The sequence below is a fragment of the Burkholderia sp. MSMB2157WGS genome, from assembly GCF_001532755.1.
Lineage (GTDB): Bacteria > Pseudomonadota > Gammaproteobacteria > Burkholderiales > Burkholderiaceae > Burkholderia.
This window is the reverse complement of record NZ_LPJG01000030.1, coordinates 222,404-246,223: the sequence shown is the minus strand read 5'-3', so window position 1 is coordinate 246,223 and position 23,820 is coordinate 222,404. Positions and strand designations below refer to the sequence as shown.

The 23,820-nt window shown below is 68.3% G+C and carries 20 protein-coding genes; 14 read left to right on the top strand and 6 right to left on the bottom strand.

What is annotated here, in order from left to right; translation table 11 throughout:
- Positions 1–2 precede the first annotated feature (2 nt).
- Together pbpC and WT53_RS19680 are read left to right on the top strand one after the other, a co-directional pair.
- Entirely contained in the window at positions 3–2,258 is a 2,256-nt protein-coding gene (gene pbpC, locus WT53_RS19685) for a penicillin-binding protein 1C (RefSeq protein ID WP_060261152.1), read from the top strand.
- A 123-nt stretch (positions 2,259–2,381) separates the two neighbouring features.
- The gene (locus WT53_RS19680) at positions 2,382–3,071 is read left to right on the top strand and encodes a hypothetical protein (protein ID WP_034204690.1); all 690 of its coding nucleotides are present in this window, start codon (positions 2,382–2,384) and stop codon (positions 3,069–3,071) included.
- Positions 3,072–3,115: 44 nt separating this feature from the next.
- Here the strand turns inward: WT53_RS19680 and WT53_RS19675 are convergent, their stop codons facing one another.
- Positions 3,116–3,637, bottom strand: a complete 522-nt coding sequence (locus tag WT53_RS19675; protein ID WP_034204689.1) for a GNAT family N-acetyltransferase — start codon at positions 3,635–3,637, stop codon at positions 3,116–3,118.
- Positions 3,638–3,658: 21 nt separating this feature from the next.
- On the bottom strand, positions 3,659–4,906 hold the full coding sequence (locus tag WT53_RS19670) for a multidrug effflux MFS transporter (RefSeq protein WP_034204688.1): 1,248 nt from the start codon (positions 4,904–4,906) through the stop codon (positions 3,659–3,661).
- Between the two features lie 296 nt (positions 4,907–5,202).
- On the opposite strand from WT53_RS19670, the gene WT53_RS19665 reads away from it, so the two are divergent.
- Positions 5,203–5,757, top strand: a complete 555-nt coding sequence (locus tag WT53_RS19665) for a hypothetical protein (protein ID WP_034204687.1) — start codon at positions 5,203–5,205, stop codon at positions 5,755–5,757.
- A 75-nt stretch (positions 5,758–5,832) separates the two neighbouring features.
- Here WT53_RS19665 and WT53_RS19660 read toward each other — a convergent pair whose 3' ends face one another.
- On the bottom strand, positions 5,833–6,729 hold the full coding sequence (locus WT53_RS19660; protein WP_052100108.1) for a glutamate/aspartate ABC transporter substrate-binding protein: 897 nt from the start codon (positions 6,727–6,729) through the stop codon (positions 5,833–5,835).
- 421 nt (positions 6,730–7,150) lie between these two features.
- Between WT53_RS19660 and WT53_RS19655 the strand changes: the two genes are divergently transcribed.
- From WT53_RS19655 to mgtA, 3 genes are all read left to right on the top strand, one after another.
- Positions 7,151–8,809 carry a S8 family peptidase gene (locus tag WT53_RS19655; protein ID WP_060261149.1) on the top strand — a complete coding sequence of 553 codons (1,659 nt, stop codon included), beginning with the start codon at positions 7,151–7,153 and terminating at the stop codon, positions 8,807–8,809.
- Between the two features lie 521 nt (positions 8,810–9,330).
- The gene (locus WT53_RS33880) at positions 9,331–9,498 is read left to right on the top strand and encodes a hypothetical protein (protein ID WP_179949033.1); all 168 of its coding nucleotides are present in this window, start codon (positions 9,331–9,333) and stop codon (positions 9,496–9,498) included.
- Between the two features lie 47 nt (positions 9,499–9,545).
- Positions 9,546–12,311 carry a magnesium-translocating P-type ATPase gene (gene mgtA, locus WT53_RS19645; RefSeq protein WP_060262080.1) on the top strand — a complete coding sequence of 922 codons (2,766 nt, stop codon included), beginning with the start codon at positions 9,546–9,548 and terminating at the stop codon, positions 12,309–12,311.
- A 109-nt stretch (positions 12,312–12,420) separates the two neighbouring features.
- Here the strand turns inward: mgtA and WT53_RS19640 are convergent, their stop codons facing one another.
- The gene (locus WT53_RS19640; RefSeq protein WP_082727524.1) at positions 12,421–12,705 is read right to left on the bottom strand and encodes a transcriptional regulator; all 285 of its coding nucleotides are present in this window, start codon (positions 12,703–12,705) and stop codon (positions 12,421–12,423) included.
- Between the two features lie 72 nt (positions 12,706–12,777).
- On the bottom strand, positions 12,778–13,653 hold the full coding sequence (locus tag WT53_RS19635; protein WP_059822239.1) for a LysR family transcriptional regulator: 876 nt from the start codon (positions 13,651–13,653) through the stop codon (positions 12,778–12,780).
- Positions 13,654–13,704: 51 nt separating this feature from the next.
- Here WT53_RS19635 and WT53_RS19630 point away from each other — a divergent pair, with 51 nt between their 5' ends.
- The 7 genes from WT53_RS19630 to WT53_RS19595 all read left to right on the top strand — a co-directional run bounded on the left by WT53_RS19630 (position 13,705) and on the right by WT53_RS19595 (position 19,852).
- A complete protein-coding gene (locus WT53_RS19630) occupies positions 13,705–13,983 on the top strand; it encodes a hypothetical protein (RefSeq protein WP_060261142.1) in 279 nt (92 codons plus the stop codon).
- A 197-nt stretch (positions 13,984–14,180) separates the two neighbouring features.
- The gene (locus tag WT53_RS19625; protein WP_060261137.1) at positions 14,181–15,263 is read left to right on the top strand and encodes a serine hydrolase; all 1,083 of its coding nucleotides are present in this window, start codon (positions 14,181–14,183) and stop codon (positions 15,261–15,263) included.
- A 44-nt stretch (positions 15,264–15,307) separates the two neighbouring features.
- Complete coding sequence (locus tag WT53_RS19620) at positions 15,308–15,541, top strand: hypothetical protein (protein ID WP_034204682.1); 234 nt, start codon at positions 15,308–15,310, stop codon at positions 15,539–15,541.
- Between the two features lie 79 nt (positions 15,542–15,620).
- A complete protein-coding gene (locus WT53_RS19615) occupies positions 15,621–16,076 on the top strand; it encodes a MarR family winged helix-turn-helix transcriptional regulator (protein WP_034204681.1) in 456 nt (151 codons plus the stop codon).
- A gap of 65 nt (positions 16,077–16,141) precedes the next feature.
- A complete protein-coding gene (locus tag WT53_RS19610) occupies positions 16,142–16,705 on the top strand; it encodes an isochorismatase family cysteine hydrolase (RefSeq protein WP_059822230.1) in 564 nt (187 codons plus the stop codon).
- Positions 16,702–18,159 (top strand): DHA2 family efflux MFS transporter permease subunit, encoded by a 1,458-nt coding sequence (locus WT53_RS19605; protein WP_060261133.1) that lies wholly within the window; start codon positions 16,702–16,704, stop codon positions 18,157–18,159. The genes WT53_RS19610 and WT53_RS19605 overlap by 4 nt, the downstream gene beginning before the upstream one ends.
- A 451-nt stretch (positions 18,160–18,610) precedes the next feature.
- Positions 18,611–19,852: a mechanosensitive ion channel family protein gene (locus WT53_RS19595; protein ID WP_034204677.1), complete on the top strand. Its 1,242-nt coding sequence runs from the start codon at positions 18,611–18,613 to the stop codon at positions 19,850–19,852.
- 58 nt (positions 19,853–19,910) lie between these two features.
- Here WT53_RS19595 and WT53_RS19590 read toward each other — a convergent pair whose 3' ends face one another.
- A complete protein-coding gene (locus WT53_RS19590) occupies positions 19,911–21,332 on the bottom strand; it encodes a PLP-dependent aminotransferase family protein (protein ID WP_034204676.1) in 1,422 nt (473 codons plus the stop codon).
- Between the two features lie 151 nt (positions 21,333–21,483).
- Here WT53_RS19590 and WT53_RS19585 point away from each other — a divergent pair, with 151 nt between their 5' ends.
- The gene (locus WT53_RS19585) at positions 21,484–23,808 is read left to right on the top strand and encodes an FdhF/YdeP family oxidoreductase (protein ID WP_034204675.1); all 2,325 of its coding nucleotides are present in this window, start codon (positions 21,484–21,486) and stop codon (positions 23,806–23,808) included.
- Positions 23,809–23,820: the final 12 nt, after the last annotated feature.

The following is a 23,820-nucleotide window of genomic DNA, read 5'->3' as shown; positions in this document are numbered from 1 at the left end:
CGATGATGGATCCGGCTTTGCGGCGGCCGGCGCGCTTCGCCGGCCGCATATTCGTCGCCGTCGTGCTGGCCGCGCCGCTCGTCGCGCATGCGCTGCCCGGCTACGACGACGTGCGCCGCAACTGGCGCAGTTCCGACTGGGTGCTGCTCGCCCGCGACGGCACGCCGCTGCAGCGCACGCGCGTCGACCTCGCCGAACGGCGCGGCGAATGGGTGTCGCTCGCCGACGTGTCGCCCGCGTTCCGCGAGGCGATCGTCGTGTCCGAGGACAAGCGCTTCTACGAACACAGCGGCGTCGACTGGCGCGGCATTGCCGGGGCCGCGTGGGGCAACCTGTGGAACGAGCGCACGCGCGGCGCATCGACCGTCACGATGCAGCTCGCGGGCTTGCTCGGCGATTCGCCGCGCCGCTCGGGCCAGCGCTCGCTGCCGCAGAAAGCCACGCAGGCCGTGAACGCACTGTGGCTCGAGCGCAGCTGGCGCAAGGACCAGATCCTCGAGGCCTATCTGAACCTGGTGCCGTTCCGCGGCGAGACGATCGGGCTCGGCGCGCTGTCGCAGGTGCTGTTCGGCAAGGCGCCTTCCGGCCTCGACGCGCGCGAAGCCGCGATCGCCGCGGCACTGGTGCGCGCGCCCAACGCGGCGCCCGCGAAAGTCGCCGAGCGCGCGTGCCGGATCCTGCGCGACATGCATGCCGGGCAGGCGTGCGCGTCGCTCGACGGTTACGTGCAGCTCGTCACCGCGCGCCCGGCCAACGCCGTGCGCAACGACGTCGCGGCGGACGGCGCCGCCCTCGCCCCGCACTTCGCGCGACGCATCGCGGCGGAGGTCAAACCCGCAGCCGGCGCGCAGGTCCGCACGACACTCGACGCGCCGCTGCAGCGCTTCGCGCGCGACACGCTGATGCGCGCGCTGACCGAACTCAATGCGCCCGCGCACCGGCGCAACGTGCAGGACGGCGCGGTGGTCGTGATCGACAACGCGACCGGCGAGATCCGCGCGTGGGTCGGCTCATCCGGGGCGCTGTCGAGCGCGCGCGATGTCGATGCCGTGCTCGCGCCGCGCCAGGCCGGCTCGACGCTCAAGCCGTTCCTCTATGCGCAGGCGATCGACGAGAAACGGCTGACGGCCGCGTCGCTGCTCGACGATGCGCCGATCAACCTCGCCGCCGGCGGCGGCCTGTACATTCCGCAGAACTACGACAAGGATTTCAAGGGCTGGGTGAGCGTGCGCAGCGCACTCGGCGGCTCGTTGAACGTACCGGCCGTGCGCACGCTGGTGCTCGTCACGCCGCACCGCTTCGCGCGCACGCTGACCGCGCTCGGCCTGCCGCTCGCGCAGGAAGGCGATTACTACGGCTTCAGCCTCGCGCTCGGCAGCGCGGACGTCACGCTGCTGTCGCTGACCAATGCATACCGCGCGCTCGCGAACGGCGGTGTCGCGCGCAAGGTCGTCGACCTGCCGGCCACGGCGCCGACGTCGACCTCCGGTACATCGGCGCCCGCGCGGGCGGACGCCGGCACGCGCGTGTTCAGCGAAGCCGCCAGCTTCGTCGTCACCGACATCCTGTCCGACAACAACGCGCGCGTGCGCACCTTCGGCTTCGACAACCCGCTCGCGACGCGCTTTTTCTCGGCGGTCAAGACCGGCACGAGCAAGGACATGCGCGACAACTGGACCGTCGGTTTCACGTCGCGCTATACGGTCGGCGTGTGGGTCGGCAATGCGGACGGCTCGCCGATGTGGGACGTGTCGGGCGTCACGGGCGCGTCGCCCGTGTGGTCGGCCGTCGTCGGCTATCTGCACCGCGACCTGCCGAGCCGTGCGCCGCGCGCGCCGGCCGGCGTCGAGACGCGCCGCATCGCGTTCGAGCGCGACATCGAGCCGGCTCGCAACGAGTGGTTCGTCGCGGGCACGGCGGTGGACACGATCCGGCTCGCGGCGCCCGTCGCGCCGGGCAAGGACGGCGCGCGTGCGCCGCTGACGATCGGCGCGCCGACCGACGGCACGATCTTCGCGATCGACCCGGACATTCCGCCGAAGAACCAGCGGATCTGGTTCGAACGCTCGGCCGGGCGCGCGACGAAATTCGCGTGGCGGCTCGACGACAAGGTGATCGGGCATGCCGACCGCGTCGCATGGCTGCCGTGGCCGGGCCGGCACCGGCTGGAACTCGTCGATGCGCGCGGCAACGTCGCGGATGCGATCGGCTTCGAGGTGCGCGGCGCGTTCGCGAAGCCGGCCGCGCGCAAGCCCTGAGCCGGCGAGCCGGCGTTACCGGCCGGCCGTGTTCGCTTTCCCCGGATCAGGACATAGAATGACAACAGCGCCGCCATTCCCCACGCGCACCGGTTGCCTCATTCTCTCGGATTGCCCGCGACCATGAACATTCGCCCTATGCGCTTCACCCGCCCCGTGCTGGGCGCGTTGTGCGTTGCAACGCTCGCCGCGCTCCAGGCCTGCAACGGCGATGCCTGCTTCGGCGTCGACGTGTGCTTCAACGACAACACGCAAACCGTCTCGCTGTCGGGCACGGCCGCGACGGGCGACGCGCTCGCGAGCGCGCAAGTAACGGTCGATTGCGCGGCGGGCTCGGCCACGACGCTGACGGACGGCGGCGGCAACTACCGTGTGACGCTCAACGCGGCGCTGCCATGCGTGATCGCCGTGGCGTCGGGCGGCGCGAGCCTGCATTCGCTCGCCTACGCGGGCGGCACCTTCAATACGACGCCCGAGACCGAGCTGATGCTCGTTTATCTCGCGGCGCAACTCGGGACGAACACGGCCGGGCTGATCGGCAATTTCCAGGGCACCCTGCGCTACCAGCGGGCGATGAACAGCCCGGACACCGTCCAGGCCGCGCAATCGGCCGTGGTGACGAACCTGCAGCAGCGCTATGCGGTGACGTTCGCCGCGCCGGCGTTCCTGACTACTTCGTTCGTGGTCGGGCAACCGGGCGTCGACAGCGATCTCGTCGCGCTGGCCAAGGCGGGGGCGATCGACCCGAACGGGCTGCCGGATCCGGTTGCCGTGTCGCTGTTGCAGCAGGCCGGGGCCGCGCATCCGCTGTAAGCGACGCGGGATGCGACGCGACGTGATGTGACGGAAATCGGCCGTCAGGCGCCGGCTTCGCGCGCGTCGTCCGCCAGCAGTGCCCAGCGCTCGTGGTCGCGCCATTCGCCGCCGATGCGCAGATAGCGCGGCGAAAACCCCTCTTGCCTGAACCTGAGCCGTCGCACCAGCGCGATCGATGCATGATTGCCGGGCTGGATGTTCGCTTCGAGACGGTGCAGTCCGAGTTCGCCGAACGCGACGCCGATCGTCGCGCGCAACGCTTCCGTCATCAGCCCCTTGCGGCTGGCCTCCGCCATGCCGTAGTACCCAAGATAAGCGCTCTGAAACACACCGCCGACGATCTCGTTGAGGTTCACCACGCCGACCACCGTGGCCGACGCCCGTTCGCGCGCGACGAATCCGACGTTCGGCCCGGTCAGGCAGCGGGCGAACCATTGATCGAACCCGGCCTGGTCGACGAACGAATCGACCCACGGCAGATGATGACGCCGGCTCGCACGGTTGGCGGCGATCAGATCGGCGGCGTCGGAACGGGCGACGCGATTCAGCAGGATCCGGTTCATGAGTCGTTCGCCGGCCGGCGCTTACGCCGCCCCCTCGCTTGCGCACACCACCGGCGCCGCCTGCTGCTGCGACAGATACCTCAGCAGCTTCGTCACCATCCACACCACGACGAACGACAGCGCGACGAAGAACACCGCCAGCGGCGTCAGCACGTGAATCGACACGAAGCCGGCCAGGCCCATCATCGCGGACGACACGAGCAGCAGCGCACAGCCGAGAATCGCGCTCGTCAGGCCGGCGATATGCGGAAACAACGAATTGCCCTTGGCCATCAGCGTCGGATACATCGCGCCCGCGCAGAAGCCCATCACGAGCACCGGCGTCGCGAGCGTCCACACGCGCAGGCCGACGGTCAGCGCCAGCACGAGCATCGCGACCGACGCGCCCGCCATCACGCGCGCACCGATACGCAGCCGTTGCTCGGCGCTCGGCAGCCCGCGCCCGTGAATCCGGTTCGACAGGCCGCCAAGGAAATACATGAGGCCGATGCCGAGCGCGAGATAACCGAAGAAGGTCGGCGGCTTGTGCAGCGTGGTCTGCACCATGAACGGCCCGACGATGTTGAACACCAGCAGGATGCTGTAGCACAGCCCCTGTGCGAGGAAACAGCTCTGGAACACCGGGCTCGCCAGCACCTTGCCCGTGTTCGCCATCAGCGTGCGCGGCTCGAGATGCACCGGCTTCGGCAAGGTCTCGCGGTAACGCCACAGCAGCGCCCACATCGCCAGCGAGTAGACCAGCAGGAACACGAGGCACGCGCGCCAGCCGAACCATTCCTGCAGGTGCGCGCCGATCACCGGCGCGATGATCGGCGCGAGCCCCCACGCGATCGACATGTACGTGAACGCGTGCATCAACGCCTGGCCGGAGAACGAATCGGTGATGATCGCCTTCGCCAGCAGGTTGGTGGTCGCGATCCCGAAGCCCTGCAGGCAGCGCGCCAGCACGAACGTCTCGAGGTTCGGCGCGCCGAGCGACAGCAGGCAGCCGATCGTGTAGATCACGAGCCCGAACGCGAGCACGCGCTTGCGGCCGTAGGCGTCGGCGATCGGCCCGAAGATCAGCTGGCCCAGCGCGTAGGCCGCCATGTAGCCGGACACGCTGGACTGGATCGCTTGCGGGGTCGTTGCGAACGAACGGGCCATGTCCGGCAACGCGGGCACGTAGATGTCGATGGCGAGCTGCCCCGCGGACGCGAACAGACAGATCAGAAACAGCAGGAAGCGCGGCGAATTCGACTCGCGCGCGGGAGTGGACGTGGCGTTCATGACGACTGGGAAGGAGGACAGGCAGCCGTGCCGCATCGTCGATGTTCGAGTGACGAACACGCGTGCGGTCGCGACGAATTCCGTATTGTGCCTGTTGTTGCACCGCACGACAGGATTCCCCTGGCGCGGGCGCGGTTGAATGCCGGCTGCGGCTCGTCCCGCAGTGCGCCGATCGGTCCGGCCGGCCGCGATTTTAATGTTGATTTAAGCCGCCGGCCGCATTGTCTCGGATGGCTCACTCCGTGAGCCGCACGTCATTGTTGATTCGATCAGTCTCGTTTGATGGAGATACGAAGATGCGATTCCGTTCGTATATGGCGGCGGGCGCGCTGGCGCTGGCGCCCATGTTCGCCCTGGCCGGGCAGGCCGGCGCGGCGGCCGCCGCCCAACCGATGTTCGTCAACGTCGACGGGCAGGCCGTGCCCGTAAAAGCCGAAACGCGCGTCGTCCAGACGGCCGTCGGCCCGATGAAGGTCAGTACGTGGAGCTGGCGCAGCCCGCAAGGCGGCGCGAGCTTCGAGATGCAGACGTCGTCGTCGGGCGGCATGCCGCCGGCGGCCGCGCTGCGGCAGATGCAGGTCGCGCAGTACCGGATGCAGGCGGCCCAGGCGCAGATGGTCGCGATGCAGCAGCAAATGATGGCGCTCCAGCACATCGCGCTCGCCAACGCGTTCGCGATGCCGATGCCGATGCCGATGCCGCAAACGGTCGGCTTCGCGATGCCGCTTTGGACGATGCCGGAACCGGTCGTCGTCCTCGTGCCGGCACAGCCGCCGGCGCGTTCGGCAGCCCCGGCAACGCCGGCCGCACCTGTCGCACCCGCCGCACGCGGCCCGGAAATCAAGGCCTGACACGCTTCGCGCCACCCGGCGCGGCACGCTCGAACCGCCGGCATGCGCCGGCGGTTTTTCATTGCGACGGCCGAATCAGTACTGCGCCTGGTCCGTCGGATTCTTGAACAGCTGCTTCATCTCCGCCGACAGCGGATAGTTGAGGCTCACGCCCTTCGGCGGAATCGGTTGCGTGAACCACTGGTCGTACAGCTTCTCGGCCGCGCCCGAGGTCTGCATCTTCGCGATCACGCCGTCGACGACGCGCTTGAATGCCGGATCGTCCCTGCGCATCATGCACGCGTAGTTTTCGTGAACGAGCGGCGTGCCGGTGACCGTGTACGCACCCGGGTTGCGGTCCTTCGCGATCTCGCCGTACAGCAGCGGCTCGTCCATCACGAACGCCACCGCGCGCCCGGTCGTGACGTTCATGAACGCTTCGGCGTGATCCTTCGCGCTGATGATCGTCATGTTCATCGCCTTCTCTTCGTTGAGCTTGCGCAACAGGCGCTCGTCCGACGTGCCGGCCGTCGTCGCGACCGTCTTGCCGGCCAGGTCCGCAAAATCCTTCACGCCCGAATCCTTGCGCGTGCTGAAACGGATGCCGTACAAAAAGATGCTGTTCGAGAACGCGGCCTGCTTTTGGCGTTCGAGCGTGTTCGTCGTCGAGCCGCATTCGAAGTCGATCGTCCCGTTCTGCAGCAGCGGAATCCGGTTTTGCGACGTGATCGGGATTTCCTTCACCGCGAGGTTCGGCAGGTTCAGGTCCGTCTTCAACTGATCGATGATGCGCGACGCGATGTCGCGCGAGTAGCCGATGTTCTTCTGCTGGTTGTCCGAATACGAAAACGGCACCGACGACTCGCGAATGCCCAGCGACACGACACCCGTGTCCTTGATCTTCTTCAGCGTACCGGTAAGGGCCTGCGCGTGCGCGGTGCCGGCCAGCGCACAGGCCAGCGCGACGGCGAGCCAACGGAAACGGCGATCCATGCGTGTCTCCTGACGAAACGTTGAGCGAATCGCGATCCTACGCCCGACAATATTCGCGTCACATCAGGGGAACCGTAAAACACCCTTCCGCCGCGGCCCGATCCTCAACGAGGTTTTCCGTGCCGCGCAAACCGCCCGGCGCCGCTCGTCTCGCCCGACCGACCCGGGCGCGCGCGGCCGCGCCATCCCCGCCGGCCGTTCCAAACGTGTGTTCGCGCTGCAACGCAGCAACGTAATCGTTTGCGGCGCCCGTCGTTTTTCTCGCGAAACGCACTCAAGAAGCCGCCGCGCACGCCGTTACCCAGTGCATGGCGCGTCGCAGCAACCCGCTGCAACCGTCAGACAAAAACGACAAGGTCCGGCTCGCCCGGACCGGCGCCACCGCCGGCACGACGGTTATCTACGAGGATCGAGTTTCAACATGAGAGCCAAACGTTTCCATTTCGCGCTGGCGCGCCCCGCACATGCGCGCATGCTCGCCGGCATGCTGTCTGCCGCCGCCCTGCTGCCCCTCGCCGGCTGCGGCGGTGGCGGCGGCGACGGCAGCAACCCGTCTTCTTCCAACGCGGCGCCTGCACCGGCCCCGGCACCGACGCCCGCTCCCGCGCCCGCCCCGACCACCCCGCCCGCGTCGTCCGGCAGCAATGCGTGCACGTCGCAGCAGGCCGCCGTGCAGATGGCCGCGCAGGCCACACCGGTCGAGCCGCCGGTCGATCACCTGATCGTCAAGCTGAAGACGCTGACGGCCACGCGTGCGATGGCGGCCGTCGACAACGGCTCGCGACTCGACGCGGTGATCCAGCGCGCGATGACGCGCTGGACGGCACCGGTGACCGGCAGCGCACGCGCGTACGCGAGCACGGTCCCGCAAACGCCGGTGAACGTGCAGGTCGAGCGGACGATCTCGAACGGCGCGGCCGTGCTGTCGCTCGGCCAGCGCATGGCCGCCGCCGATGCCGCCGCGCTCGCGCAAGCGTTCGCGGCCGACAGCGACGTCGACTACGCGGAACCGGATCACCCGATGCAGATCCGCGACACGCCGAGCGATCCGCTCTACAACCAGCAGTGGTACCTGTCCGACCCGACCGCCGGCATCGACATGCCGCCCGCGTGGAACGTGACCAAGGGTTCGCCGACCGTCGTCACGGCCGTGCTCGACACCGGCTACCGGCCGCACGGCGACCTCGTCGGCAACCTGATACAGCAAGGCTACAGTTTCATCAGCAACGTCAACACCAGCAACAACGGCTTGACGCGCGGCCCGGACGCAACCGATCCGGGCGACTGGGTCACGCAGCAGGAACTGGACGACGCCAACGGCCCCTACTATCACTGCGCGAGCCAGCCGAGCAACAGCAGTTGGCACGGCACGCGCGTGATGGGCGTGATCGGCGCGACCGCCAACAACGCCACCGGCATCGCCGGCGTATCGTGGCTCAGCCGGATCCTGCCGGTGCGCGTGCTCGGCAAGTGCGGCGGCGTGACGAGCGACATCGCCGACGGCATGCGCTGGGCAGCCGGCATTCCCGTCAACGGCGTGCCGAACAATCCGAATCCCGCGAAGATCATCAACCTGAGCCTCGGCGGGGTCGGCGCATGCAGCACGACGTTCCAGCAGGCGATCGACGACGTGACCGCGAAGGGCGTGACCGTGGTCGTCGCGGCCGGCAACGACGGCCTGTCGACCGGGCTCGACCAGCCCGCGAACTGCCGCGGCGTGATCACCGTCGGCGCGACCGATGCGACGGGCCGCCGCGCATCGTTCAGCAACTTCGGCGCCGATGTCGCGCTGAGCGCACCGGGCGTCAACATCCTGTCGACGTCGAACACCGGCACGACGACGCCGGGCGCCGACACCTATGGCCTCGCGAACGGCACCAGCCTCGCGACACCGCAGGTGACGGGGGCCGCCGCGCTGATGCTGTCGGTGAACGGCAATCTCACGCCCGCGCAGATCCTGCAGAAGCTGCAAGGCGGCACGCGCGCGGCGAAGCTGGCGGCCGGCACGTCGTGCACGGCGCTGCCGGCAGGCTCGGGCATCCTCGATGCAGGGGCCGCCGTCGCGACCGCGAACCGGTAACCCGCACCTCGTTCGAAGCGGCCGCGCGCATGCCGACATGGCACGCGCGCGGCCGTTTCGTGACGGGCTGTCGCGCACGCCCGCGAACGTGCATCGGCACGATCGAGTATCCCGAAAAAACGCCTGAAAAAAGGGCCGACAAAAGGGTTGACGCTTCGCACGACGAGCCATTACCATCGCTCCCGTCTAATTACATGGAGTGTTCTGTGAACACCGATGCGAGTTGTAGTTGGTGTCCGACCAACTTGACTGCTGCCTGAGGAAAACGCGCAGAGCCTCGTCTTCTGCCGCATCCCGGGAAGCAGGATGCGGCGCCCTTCCGGCCTGATTACCGGCCAGATCCCCCGCCGAATTTTCGATGTTGTCGAATGCACGCGACGCGCCGTCGCGCGCGTGCGTTCGTGTTGCGCGCGGCATCGGCCGCGTGCGCTCTCCGTTCGCGTGCCGTCCGGCCGCGCGCCTCGTTGCGCGCGCCGCTGCCGATCGCCCGTGCCGACTATCCGCAACCGACAGGAGTGCAGATGAACTCAGACGACAGTAGTCGATTACCGCTCGCCGGTGCGACGCTGCGCATCGACACGCCGTCCGCATCGTGCGCGCCGGCGAGCGTTCCCGCCTTTACCGATCTTACCGATCCACAGCCGATCGCGCCTGACGCGACGCGGCGGGGAGCGCTCGTGCGTCGATAACGTCACGGTCGCTCCCCGCCCGCCGCCTCGTGCGCAAGGAGCGATTCATGACGAAACGATACGACACCTCGCACAAGAAACAGCGCGGCTTCATCAAGGCCGGCGCCGGCCAGCAGAACGACCCGCGCATCATGCGCGCCGCGCAGGAAGCGGCCCGCCCGCTCGAAGCCACGCTGAAGTCGCTGCACACCAGCACGCGCGGCCTCACCTACGACCAGGCCGCCGACCGCCTGCAGCATTACGGGCCGAACGAAATCGCGCACGACAAGCCGCCGCACTGGAGCCGCCAGCTGCTGCTCTCGTTCCACAACCCGTTCGTCTACGTGCTGCTGGTGCTGGCCGCCATCAGCTTCTGCACCGACGTCTACTTCGCGGCCCCCGACGATCGCGATTACGTCGGCATGACGATCCTGCTGACGATGGTCACGATCAGCGCGCTGCTGCGCTTCGTGCAGGAGTTCCGCTCGCTGCGCGCGGCCGAGAAGCTCAAGGCGATGGTCCGCACGACGGCGACCGTGCAGCGCGCGGTGACCGACACGGCGGAGCCGGCGCGCCGCGAGGTGCCGATGCGCGAGGTCGTCGTCGGCGACATCGTGCATCTCTCGGCCGGCGACATGATCCCCGCCGACGTGCGCCTGCTCGCGTCGCGCGATCTGTTCATCAGCCAGGCCGTGCTGACCGGCGAGGCGCTGCCCGTCGAGAAGTACGACACGCTCGGCGCGGTGGCCGGCAAATCCGCGAGCACGCATGCGCCCGCCGCGGCCAACGACGCACCGGCGTCGCTGCTCGACATCGAGAACGTCTGCTTCATGGGCACCAACGTCGTCAGCGGCACGGCGACGGCCGTCGTCGTCGCGACCGGCGAAGACACGTACTTCGGCTCGCTCGCGCGCAACGTCGTGAGCCACAAGCGCGTCGAGACGAGCTTCGACCGCGGCGTCGCGAGCGTCAGCTGGCTGCTGATCAAGTTCATGTTCGTGATGGTGCCGATCGTGTTCATGATCAACGGCCTGACCAAGGGCGACTGGCTGAGCGCACTCACGTTCGCCCTCGCGGTGGCCGTCGGCCTGACGCCGGAGATGCTGCCGATGATCGTCAGCGCGAACCTCGCGCGCGGCGCGGTCGCGATGGCGCGCCGCAAGGTCGTCGTCAAGCGGCTGAACTCGGTGCAGAACTTCGGCGCGATGGATGTGCTGTGCACCGACAAGACCGGCACGCTCACGCAGGACAAGATCATCCTCGAACACCACCTCGATCTGTCCGGCCACAAGAACGAGGACATCCTGCGGCTCGGCTGGCTGAACAGCTTCCACCAGAGCGGCCAGAAGAACCTGATCGACATCGCGGTCGTCGCGCGCGCCGACGAGATCGGCGAACGCGTGAAGCCGCAGGGCTACAAGAAGATCGACGAACTGCCGTTCGACTTCGTGCGGCGCCGCCTGTCGGTCGTCGTCGAGGACACGCACGGCACGCACCTGCTGATCTGCAAGGGTGCGGTCGAGGAAATGCTGGCGGTTTCCACGCACGTGCAGGACGAAGACGGCGTGCGCCCGCTCGACTTCGTGGCCCGCAAGCGGTTGCTCGAACAAGCCACCGCGTACAACGAGGACGGTTTCCGCGTGCTCGTGCTCGCCACGCGCACGATCCCGCGCGGCGACGAACGCGCGCAATACCGCACCGCCGACGAACGCGATCTCGTCGTGCGCGGCTTCCTGACCTTCCTCGATCCGCCGAAGGAATCGGCCGCGCCGGCGCTCGCCGCGCTGCGCGAGAACGGCGTCGCGGTGAAGGTGCTGACGGGCGACAACCCGACCGTCACGATGAAGGTGTGCCGCCAGGTCGGCCTCGAACCCGGCAAGCCGATGCTCGGCACGGAGATCGAAGCGCTCGACGATGCCACGCTCGCGCAGGTCGTCGAACGCACGACCGTGTTCGCGAAGCTCACGCCGCTGCAGAAGGCGCGCATCGTCAAGGCGCTGCAGGCGAACGGCCACACGGTCGGCTTCCTCGGCGACGGCATCAACGACGCGCCCGCGCTGCGCGACGCCGACGTCGGCATCTCGGTCGACAGCGGCGCCGACATCGCGAAGGAAACCGCCGACATCATCCTGCTCGAAAAGAGCCTGATGGTGCTCGAGGAAGGCGTGATCAAGGGCCGCGAGACGTTCGGCAACATCCTGAAGTACCTGAACATGACCGCCAGCTCGAACTTCGGCAACGTGTTTTCGGTGCTCGTCGCCAGCGCGTTTCTGCCGTGGGAGCCGATGCTCGCGACGCAGCTGCTCGTGCTGAACCTGATCTACGACACGTCGCAAATGCTGCTGCCGTGGGACAAGATGGACCCCGAGTTCCTGAAGAAGCCGCGCAAGTGGGAAGCCGGCAACATCGGCCGCTTCATGCTGTGGGTCGGGCCCACGTCGTCGGTATTCGACATCACGACGTACATCCTGATGTGGACCGTGTTCGGTGCGGGCGCGCTGTATCACCTGAACGGCGGGTCGAGCGGCCAGATCGTGATGAATTCGGGCTGGTTCATCGAGAGCCTCGTGTCGCAGACGCTCGTCGTGCACCTGCTGCGCACGCAGAAGATCCCGTTCCTGCAGAGCACGGCGTCGCTGCCGGTGCTGCTGTCGACCTTCACCGCGATCGCGATCGGCTGCTGGCTGCCGTTCTCGCCGTTCGCGCAAGCGCTCGGCTTCATGCACCTGCCGGGCACCTACTGGCTGTGGCTCGCCGCGACGATGGTCGGCTACATCGTGCTCGCGCAGATCGTCAAGACGATCTACGTGCGCCGCTACAAGCAGTGGTTCTGATGTCGCGCGGATGACGACGTTCCGGCCCGCGCGCCACCCGCGCGGCCCGAACGCCCCGACCTGCCGTCGTTCGGTGACGAACCGGCCGCATCCGCGGCCCGTTTTTCGTTCATCCGGCGTCGTTCGCGCCGAACAGCTGCGCGCACACCGCGCGCCCTTCGTCGGTCAGTGCGGCGCTGCCGGTACCGTCCTCGTTCAGCGTCGTCGCGCTCAGGCCCGCGGCGTCGAGCTGCGTGAGCACGCGTCGCAGCGTACTCATCGGCAGCTGCGCACGCTTCGCGATCTTCGGCAGCGACCACGTCTTGCCGGCCGGATCGTTCGCGGCTTCGTGCAGCGTCGCGAGCGTGGCAACGAGTGCGGGATCGAGCGGGGAGGCGTCGGTTTCTGAAGTCATCGGTTCGGGTTCGTCGGCCGGCGTCGGCGCCGGCATGCATGGAGAAAACGATCGTGGACACTCTACGCCGCGTCACGCCCCCTTGAGCGCCGCGCGCATGAACGACACGAAATGCGCGGTGACGGGATCGTCGCGATCGGACCGCCACGCGAGCCCCACGCGCCACTTCGCGTCCCGGCCGTCGAGCGGCAGCACCGTCGCGTCGCGCAGCAGGTACCGCGCGCTCGACGGGATGAACGCGACGCCGACGCCGGCCGCGACCGACGTCAGCACCGACTGTACGTCCTCCGCCTGCTGCATCACCTGCGGCACGAAGCGGCGCGCGACGCACCACCGGTCGATCTGTGCGGCCAGCCCCGGGCCGCGCGCACGCTGCAGCGCGATGAAGCCGATCTCGTTGAGCACGTCGAGATTGGCCGGCACGCGCTTGAAGCCGAGATGCGGCGGCGCCGCGAGCGCGAGCGCCTCGTCGATCACCTTGAACGACGACAAGCCTTCGTCGGCGGGCACACGCAGGAAACCCGCGTCGAGCTTGCCGGCGCGCAGCCGGCGTGTCTGTTCGGACGACGACAGATCGCTCAGCGTCACCGCGATACCCGGATTGCAACGACGGAATTCGGCGATCAGCTTCGGCACGAGCGTGAGCACGGACAAGCAGATGCCGAGCCGCAAGTGCCCGCGCTGCCCGCTCGTCGCTTCCCGCGCACGCGCCAGGATTTCGTCGGCATCGCGCACGAGCGCCTGCGCGTCGGGCAGAAAGCGTTCGCCGAACGGCGTCAGTTCCGCGCCATGCCGGCCGCGCTCGAACAGCTTGCCGCCGAGGCTCGCCTCGAGCGCGCCGATCTGCTTGCTGAGCGCCGGCTGGCTCATGTGCAGCGCATCGGCCGCGCGGCTGAAATGGCACAGCTCGGTAACCGTCAGGAACGTGCGCAACAGTTTGAGTTCCATTCTTCAACGGAATCATAACGATCGAAATATTCATTTTACCGATCGAATGCAATGGCGTTCAATACGGACATGCCCTTCCCGGAATTCACGTTCATGTCCCTCGATCCAGCGGCCGCCTGCGTGGCCGAGCCCTCATCCGATGTCGCGGATACGACCGCATGCTCCGACGCCGCCGATGCGCGCGCACCGAAGCGTCGTGCCAAATGCACGGCCGGGCGCAGCCGCCGCTTCCGCTTCGGCGACGCGCTGGACGACGCGCCGCCACGCGCGGCGACGGGTTCGATCGCGATCGGTTTTGCGGTCGTGTCGCGGCGGAACTGGCCGCGCTGAGCCGCGCACCCGCCCGCCTTTCATCCCATGCGCACCGCTGTCCGGCAGCGCGAAAACGCCGGAAACCCTCCCGTATCACGCGTCATTGCGCGTCATCCGATCGTCATCGCCCCGCGATCGACCGTATAATTTCCCGCACCCGCTGACCGCCCACGCATTCCGCGCAGCCGCATCGCGCGTGAAAAGGAGACTTTCGCTTGACCGGCCTCATCGCGCGCCTGCCTCGCGCCCGGACCACCCTGATCCTCGCCCTGTCGTTCCTGCTGCTCGCATTCGCCACGAATGCGTCCGCGCAACGCGTGCAGCCGCATCGCACCGTACACGCCCAACCGCATGCCCACACGAAGGCCGTCAAGAAGAAGCCCCATCGCAAGAAAAAGGCCGTCAAGCATCGCCGCCCGCGCGTGACGCATCAGGCGGTCAAACGCCACGCGGCACCCGCGCCGCAGCAGCGACGCGCGAAACGCACGACGGCCGTGCGGCCGCGCCCGCCCGCGAAACCGAAGCTGCTCGCCAGTTGCGGCTACACGCCGCGCGCGGTCCGGTCGCTGCATTCGCGCGCGGCCTACGTGCTCGACGTCGATTCCGGTACCCCGCTGCTGGCTCGCAATGCACGCACCGTACGGCCGATCGCATCGATCTCGAAACTGATGACGGCCGTCGTCGCGCGCAACGCCGATCGTCCGCTGAACGGCGTGCTGCGCGTGACCGCGCGCGATCGCGACACGATCAAGTTCACCGGTTCGCGCCTGCAGGTCGGCTCGGAACTGTCGCGCCGCGAGATGTTCCATATCGCGCTGATGTCGTCGGAGAACCGCGCGGCCGCCGCGCTGAGCCGCGACTATCCGGGCGGGCGCACCGCGTTCGTCAACGCGATGAACCGCGAAGCGCGCCGGCTCGGCATGCGGCACACGCACTTCCGCGAGCCGACCGGCCTGTCGCCGCACAACGTGTCGACGGCGGAAGATCTCGCACGGCTCGTCGGCGCGGCCGCGCAGGATCCGCTGATCCGCTATTTCTCGACCGATCTGTCGACCACCGTGCGTCCCGGCAACGGCGAACTCGTGTACGTCAACTCCGACCCGCTCGTGCGCTACCGCCGCCTGCCGATCCGGCTGCAGAAAACCGGCTTCATCAACGAATCGGGGCACGGCGTCGTGATGCGCATGCGCGTGAAAGGCCGCCGCGAAACGGTCGTGCTGCTCGGCGCACCGACGCGTGCCGGCGTATCGAGCGACGCCATCCGGATCCATCGCTGGCTGTCCTGCTCGATCCGGTAAGCGCATCCGGGCAGCCGGCGCGTTCACGCTACGGGAGCGACGTCATGCAGCACGAATACCGCTTCAACGCGTTCGGTCGGCTGCTCGCCGTCGTGCGCACGAACGGCCGCTGGGCCGTGTTCGATCTCGGCGCCGATGGCAAGCGGCGCCCGGCCGATCTGCAGATCCCGTCGACGCTCGCCGCCCACGAACTCGCCCAGTACCTCGGCGATCTGCTGCACGAAAACGCGACCCCGCGATACAGCGACGTCGTACCGATCGCGCATCGACGCACGTAGTCACATAGTCGCGCCGGAAGGCGTCGCCATCCGGCGATCAATTCAACAGTTAAACTTGCAAGTTTAACTGTCGTGTTCTATGCTTCGCCGCATGAACCCGCCACGCAAACCCGGCGTTTCCGCCGAAACCGTCGCCGCCGACCTGACCCTCGCGGTCGGCCAGCTCATCCGTCGGCTGCGCGCCGAGATCGATTCCGAAGGGCTCGGCATGTCCCAGACGAGCGCGCTCGCCCGGCTCGAACGGCACGGGCCGATGACGACCGCCGATCTCGCGCGCGCCGAGGCGATGAAGCCTCAGTCGATGAAGGCGATCCTCGCGAGCCTCGAGGAAGACGCGCTCGTCGAGCGCGAACCGCATCCGACCGACGGCCGCCAGATCCTGTTCAAACTCACCGCCGCCGGCCTCGCCGCGCGACGCAAGCGCAACGCCGCGAAACACCAATGGCTCGCCGCCGCGATCGAGAAGCTCGATCCGCAAGACATCGACACGCTTGCCGCGGCCATCCCGCTGATTCGCCGCATCGGCGACCAATGAACCGGCCCGTGCGCCACGCGGCATCCGCGCACGGTTTTCCTCGCCCTCTCCTCCGGAGTCCCATCATGAGCGCAACTCGTCTCGACACGAACACGGCGCTGGTCGTCATCGACCTGCAGAAAGGCATCGTCGGCCTCCCCACCGCGCACCCGGTCGCACCGGTGATCGCCCGCACCCGCGAACTGCTCGACGCATTCCGCAGCCGAGGCCTGCCGGTCGTGCTGGTCAACGTCGCGGGCGGCGCACCGGGCCGCACCGAGCAACCGCCGCGCACGGCGCAGTTCCCCGCCGACTGGACCGAACTCGTGCCCGAGCTGAACCGCCAGCCGAACGACCACGTCGTGACGAAGCAGACCTGGGGCGCCTTCACCGGCACCGGTCTCGACGCGCATCTGAAGGCAGCCGGCGTCACGCAGATCGTGCTGACCGGCGTCGCGACGAGCATCGGCGTCGAATCGACCGCGCGGCAGGCGCACGAACTCGGCTACAACGTGACGCTCGCCGTCGACGCGATGACCGACCTCAACGCGGACGCGCACGTCAACAGCGTCGAGCGGCTGTTCCCACGCCTCGGCGAAACAGGCACGACGCACGACATCGTCGCGTTGCTCGACCGGCGCGGCGCGTGAGCGACGAGCGCATCCGGCCGGCGCCGGGCCACGCGCCCAGCCGGCTCGATCCGTCGATCTGGAAAGTCAGCGCGGTGGCGACGCTCGGCTCGCTGCTGTCGCAACTCGATGCGACGATCGTCAACGTGTCGCTGTCGAGCCTCGCGACCGACCTGCATGCCAGCCTGTCGACGATCCAGTGGGTGACGAGCGGCTACCTGCTCGCGCTGACGCTGGTGCTGCCGCTGAACGGCTGGCTCGTCGACCGCATCGGCGCGAAGGCGCTGTACCTGTGGTGCTTCTCGGCGTTCACGCTCACGTCGGCGCTGTGCGGGCTCGCGTGGTCCGCGCCGTCGCTGATCGCGTTCCGCGTGTTGCAAGGCGTCAGCGGCGGCTTGCTCGCGCCGATGGCGCAGATGATGATCGCGCGCGTCGCCGGCCAGCAGATGGCGCGCGTGATCGGCTACGCGGCGGTGCCGGTGCTGCTCGCGCCGATCCTCGGCCCGGTCGTGGCCGGCGCGATCCTGCAGCACACGTCGTGGCGCTGGCTGTTTCTGGTGAACCTGCCCGTCGGCGCGCTCGCGCTCGCACTGGCCGCGCGGTTCCTGCCCGGCGACCGGGACGATGCGCCGCGGCGCGAACTCGACTGGATCGGCCTCGCGTTGCTGTCGCCGGCCCTCGTGCTGTTCCTGTACGGCGTCGAGCGGATCGGCTCGACGCCCGGCATCGTGGCGGTCGCGAGCTCGGCGCTGCTGCTCGGCGCGTTCCTGCGCTTCGAGCGCCGCCAAGGCGAGCGTGCACTGATCGATCTCGCGCTGTTTCGCTCGCGCGTGTTCGGCGCGGCCGCCGGCACGCAGTTCCTGTCGAACGGCGCGCTGTATGCAGGCCAGATGCTGATTCCCGTGTTTCTGATCCAGGCGTGCGGGCGATCGCCCGGCGAAATGGGCTGGCTGCTCGCGCCGCTCGGGCTCGGCATGCTCGTCACCTATCCGTCGATGGGCGCGCTGACGAGCCGGTTCGGCGTACGTCGGCTGGCCGCGGCCGGCGCCCTGCTCGCACTCGTCGCCACGCTGCCGTTCGTGTTCCTCGCGCTGACCGGCTACGATCCGCTCGTGCTCGTGCCGGCGCTGTTTCTGCGCGGCATGGGCCAGAGCGCGATCGGCGCACCGTCGATCTCCGCCGCGTATGCGTCGGTCGAGCGCCGCAACCTGCCGATGGCGACCACGTCGCTCAACATCGTGCAACGGCTCGGCGGCCCGACGTTCACGACGCTATGCACGCTGTTTCTCGCGTGGCGTCTGCAGGCCGAATCGACGTCGGCGGGCGGCACGCAGGCCGTCGCGTACGCGTGGGCGTTCGGCCTGCTGTGCGCGCTGCATGCGGCGAGCTTCGCGACGACGCTGCGGCTGCCGTTGCGCTCGGCTGGCGCAGGCGGCGACGGACGATCCCGCCACACACCGGCCGGTTCGCGCTGAAGACGGGCCGCGCCGCGTGCGCGCGCGGTCTCGCTACGGCAGGCCACATCGGCACCGATCGACGCCACGCGCAACGAGCCAAGCCTCGCATTCAGGCAACGCCGCGGCCGCTCCGTGCCCAACATGCATGCGAAACGGCAGTCCGGCGAAACACCACGGCGACAACGACGCCATCGCAACCACGCCGAATGCAAAACCGAGCAGCACGTCGAGCCGCGCCGTCCCTGCCGCGAGCGCCGGCTTGCGGTGACGCGGATTCGCCATCCACCTTCACCTCGATACAGAGGACACCTGTACAAAGGTGAGCCGATTCGGGAGCCGATCGACCGGCCCTCACCGCACGCATCCGGAACCCGATGGCACAATCACGGTCCCTTTCATGCACCCTTCACCGGGTGCACGCCGCCTCGCGGCGCCGATTCAACGCACAAGAAGGCCCCAGTCCGCCCCTATGACCCTGAACGAATCCTGGTTCACGCCGCTCGTCGGCATCGTCGTCCTGCTCGCCGCCGCCGGCGCGATCGCCGCTGTCGTCCACTTCCTGCTGTTTCGCGTGGTCGCGCGTCTCGCGCGGCTGTCCGCCACGCGCGTCGACGACGCGCTGTTCGAATTCGGCGCATTCAAATGGCTGAACCGCATCGTCCCGTTCGTCGTGATCAAGCTCGGGCTCGGCGCGGTGCCCGGCATGCCCGGCCTGGTCGCGCAGGTCGTCGACAAGGTGCTGTTCGCGCTGATCGTGTTCCTCGTGACGATGACCATCAGCGCGACGCTGTCCGCGCTCGAGCATACGCACCGCACCTCGCAGCGCGACCAGCCGCGCCTGTCGCTGAAAGGCGCGATGCAGCTCGTCAAGCTGGTGATGTTCATCACGGCCGCGCTCGTCGTGATCGGCGACGCGACCGGCAAGCAGATCGGCCTGCTGCTGTCCGGCATCGGCGCGATGTCCGCGGTGCTGATGCTGATCTTCAAGGACACGCTGCTCGGCCTCGTCGCCGGCGTGCAGCTGTCGTCGAACGACATGCTGCGGATCGGCGACTGGATCACGATGCCGTCGGCCGGGGCGGACGGCACGGTCATCGACATCACGCTGAACACCGTCAAGGTCGCGAACTTCGATCACACGATCATCACGGTGCCGACGTGGAAGCTGATCACCGAGAGCTACCAGAACTGGCGCGGGATGACCGAAGCGGGCGGCCGCCGCATCAAGCGCGCGCTGTTCGTCGATGCGACGAGCGTGCGCTTTCTCACGAACGACGAGATCGAACGGCTCGAACGCCTGACGCTGCTGAAGGACTATCTCGAGGACAAGGTCGACGCGATCGAGCAATGGAACGGCACGCTCGGCGCGGCCGGCGACTGCCCGGCGAACCGCCGCCAGTTGACGAATCTCGGCACGTTCCGCGCGTACGTCGCGAACTACCTGAAGGGCCATCCGCGCATTCGCCGCGACATGACGAACATGGCGCGACAACTGCCGCTCACCGCCGAGGGCATTCCGCTCGAACTGTACTGCTTCACCGATACGACGACGTGGGTCGACTACGAAACCATCCAGGCCGACTTGTTCGACCACCTGATCGCGGTGCTGCCTGAATTCGGGCTGCGCGTATATCAGCATCCGTCGGGCTTCGACATGCGGCAGATGGTCGACGCCGCGCAAGCGGGCGTGCACGCGCCGCGCGCGGCTTGATACCGGCCACGGCGGCAGGCCGCCAGCGGCCGCCTGCCCCGCCGTCGGGCGGCGGCGCTCACCGCGCCGCGCACTCCGACGCGAGCCGCCCCAGCACCTTCAGCGCGTCCTCGATCTGCCGCGACCACGGATAGCTGTAGTTGAGCCGGATGAAATGCCGGTAGTCGGTGCCGGCCGAGAACATGTGCCCGGGCCCGACCGTGATCCGCTGCGCGAGCGCCAGCGTGTACAGCTTCATCGCGTCGACCTGCGGCGGCAGTTCGACCCACAGCACATACCCGCCCTGCGGCTGCGACAGCCGCGTGCCTTCCGGGAAGAAACGCCGCACCATCGCACTCATCAGGCTCGCCTGCTGCGCATACTGCTTGCGCATGCGCCGCAGGTGAAAATCGTAGCCGTCGTATTTCAGGTATTCGGCGATCGCGAGTTGCTCGATCGCGGGCGTCGCGAGCGTGTTCAGGAATTTCAGCTTCTCGACCTGGTCGCGATAACGGCCCGGCATCGCCCAGCCGATCCGGTAGCGCGGCGACAGGCTCTTCGTGAACGACGCGCAATGCAGCACCAGTCCGTCGCGATCGAACGACTTCAGCGCGCTCGGCGCCGTGTCGCCGAAGTGCAGCTCGTGATAGACGTCGCTCTCGATCGCCGGCACGCCGTGCTTCGCGAGCAGTTCGACCAGCGCGCGCTTGCGCGCATCGGGCATCTGGAAGCCGAGCGGATTCTGGAAATTCGGCATCACCATGCATGCGGCGACGGGCTCGCGCGCGAGGACCCGCTCGAGCGCGTCGAGATCGATGCCGTCGCCCGGGTGCGTCGCGACTTCGAGCGCGCGCATGCCCATCCGCTCGATCGCGTGCAGCATCGCGTAGAACGTCGGCGACTCCACCGCGATCGTGTCGCCCGGCTTCGCCACCGCCTGCAGGCACAGGTTGATCGCCTCGGTCGCGCCGATCGTCATCACGATCTCGCCCGGCTCGACCGCGACCCCGCGCTCCGCATAGCGCCGCGCGATCTGGCGGATCAGCTCCTGATTGCCGGGCGGCAGGTCGTCGATCACGCCCCAGCGCGTGCGCCGCCGCCCGATCGTCTGCGCATAGCGCGCGAGGCGCTGCACCGGAAACTGCGACGCGTCCGGATACGGCGAACCGAGCGGCACCGCGTCGTCGCGCGCGATCGAGCGCAGCGTCGACAGCACGAGCCGGCTCACGTCCACGGCCGACGGCTCGGCGGCCGGCGCTGAGACATGCAGCTCGGCCTCGGCCGGCGCCGCCGCGCGCGCCCGCACGAAGTAGCCCGACTGCGGCCGGCTTTCGATCAGGCCGCGGCTTTCCAGCACGAGGTACGCACGCAGCACGGTCGTGACGCTGAGCTGTTGCTGCCGGCTCGCGTGCCGCACCGACGGAATCCGCTCGCCGGGCCGGTACACGCCTCGCTCGATCTGCGCCTGGAGATCGTCGGCCAGTTGTTCGTAACGCTTCACGTGCCTCCTTTCAGCTTCCCTTCAGCAACACAGTTGCGATCCGCATGGTATGGATGGCCGAAACTGTACTCTTTTTTGAAGTGAACAGGTGTACACACAGCGGCACGGGCGCCGCGCGTACTCTGCACGCATCGACCCCGACACCCGCATCATGAAAAAGAAATCCGCCACCGCGCGCATCGAACCGTATACCCACCCGGCCGCCGGCTGGGGCGCGCTGAAAGCCGTCACGATCAACCTGATCAAGGAAAAGGTCGCCGGCGGCAACTACCGCACGCTGCTGCGCCAGAACCAGCCGGACGGCTTCGACTGCCCGGGCTGTGCGTGGCCCGACCGCCAGCACGCATCGACGTTCGAATTCTGCGAGAACGGCGTGAAGGCCGTGGCCGCGGAAGCGACGAGCAAGCGCGTGACGCCGGACTTCTTCGCCGCGCACACGGTGACCGAACTGCTCGAACAATCGGATTTCGAGCTCGAACAGCACGGGCGGCTCACCGACCCGATGGTGTACGACGCGCAGACCGACCGCTACGTGCCGATCGCGTGGGACGACGCGTTCGAGCTGATCGCGCGCCACCTGCGCGCGCTGCCGGACCCGAACCAGGCCGCGTTCTACACGTCCGGCCGCGCCAGCAACGAGGCCGCGTTCCTGTACCAGTTGTTCGTGCGGCGGTACGGCACGAACAACTTCCCCGACTGCTCGAACATGTGCCACGAGGCGACGAGCCGCGGGCTGCCGGCGTCGGTCGGCGTCGGCAAGGGCACCGTCACGCTCGACGATTTCGAGCATGCCGACACGCTGCTGATCTTCGGCCAGAACCCCGCGACCAACCATCCGCGGATGATGGGCGAGCTGCGCGAGTGCGCGAAGCGCGGCGCGACGATCGTGTCGATCAACCCGCTGAAGGAGCGCGGCCTCGAACGCTTCGCCGATCCGCAAAGCCCGCTCGAGATGCTGACGATGTCGGGCACGAAGATCGCATCGACGTTCATCCAGCCGACGATCGGCGGCGATTTCGCGCTGATCAAGGGGATGGCCAAGCGCGTGCTCGAACTCGACGACGCCGCGCGCGCCGCCGGTGCGCCGCGCGTCGTCGACACCGCGTTCATCGGCGAGCACACGGCCGGTTTCGACGCGTTCGCCGACGATCTGCGCGCCGAGCGCTGGTCCGCGCTGACGGCCGAAAGCGGCGTGCCGTACGAGCAGATCGACGCGCTCGCGCAGCTCTATGCACGCAGCGAACGCGTGATCGCGACGTGGGGCATGGGCATCACGCAGCACAAGCATTCGGTCGCGACGGTGCAGATGCTGACGAACCTGATGCTGATGCGCGGCAACATCGGCCGCCCCGGCGCCGGCCTGTGCCCGGTGCGCGGCCATTCGAACGTGCAGGGCAACCGCACGGTCGGCATCGAGGAAAAGCCGTCGCAGGCGTTCCTCGACCGGCTCGGCCACGTGTTCGATTTCGAACCGCCGCGCCATCACGGCTACGACGTCGTCGAGACGATCGAAGGGATGCTCGACGGCCGTGTGAAGGTACTGATCGGTCTGGGCGGCAATTTCGCGATGGCGACGCCCGACACGCCGCGCACGTGGGAAGGCATGCGGCGCTGCGCACTGTCCGTGCACATCACGACGAAGCTGAACCGCAGCCACCTGATCCACGGCCGCGACGCGCTGATCCTGCCGACGCTCGGTCGCACCGAGATCGACCTGCAGGACGACGTCGCGCAAGGCGTGACGGTCGAGGATTCGATGAGCATGGTCCACGTGTCGTACGGGATGAACAAGCCGGCCTCGCCGAACCTGATGTCGGAGCCCGCGATCGTCGCGCACATGGGCCACGCGCTGTTCGGCAGCGGCACGATCGACTGGCTCGCATACAAGAACGACTATGCGAAGATCCGCGACGCGATCGAGGCGACCGTCGACGGCTTCTACGACTACAACGCACGCATCGCACGGCCCGGCGGCTTCCACCTGCGCGTCGCATCGCGCGACCGCGAATGGCTGACACCGACGGCCAAGGCGAACTTCATCGCGCACGCGCTGCCGACCGACACGCCGATCCAGCGCGCCCGCGCGCTGCACGGCGACCGGCTGATGACGCTGATGACGACGCGCTCGCACGACCAGTACAACACGACCGTCTACGGGCTCGACGACCGCTATCGCGGCGTGTTCGGCCAGCGCCGCGTGGTGTTCGTCAACCGCGACGATCTCGCGATGCTCGGCCTGAAGGCCGGCGAATGGGTCGACATGGAAACCGTGTGGCACGACGGCATCGAGCGGCGCGCGGACGGCTTCCTGCTCGTCGAGTACGACATTCCGCGCGGCTGCATCGGCGCGTACTACCCGGAAACCAACCCGCTCGTGCCGCTCGACAGCGTCGGCGACGTGTGCAACACGCCGACGTCGAAATCGGTGCCCGTGCTGCTGCATCGCGCGGCGGCGCCCGCCTCGATCGCCGCCTGACGGAGCGCGACG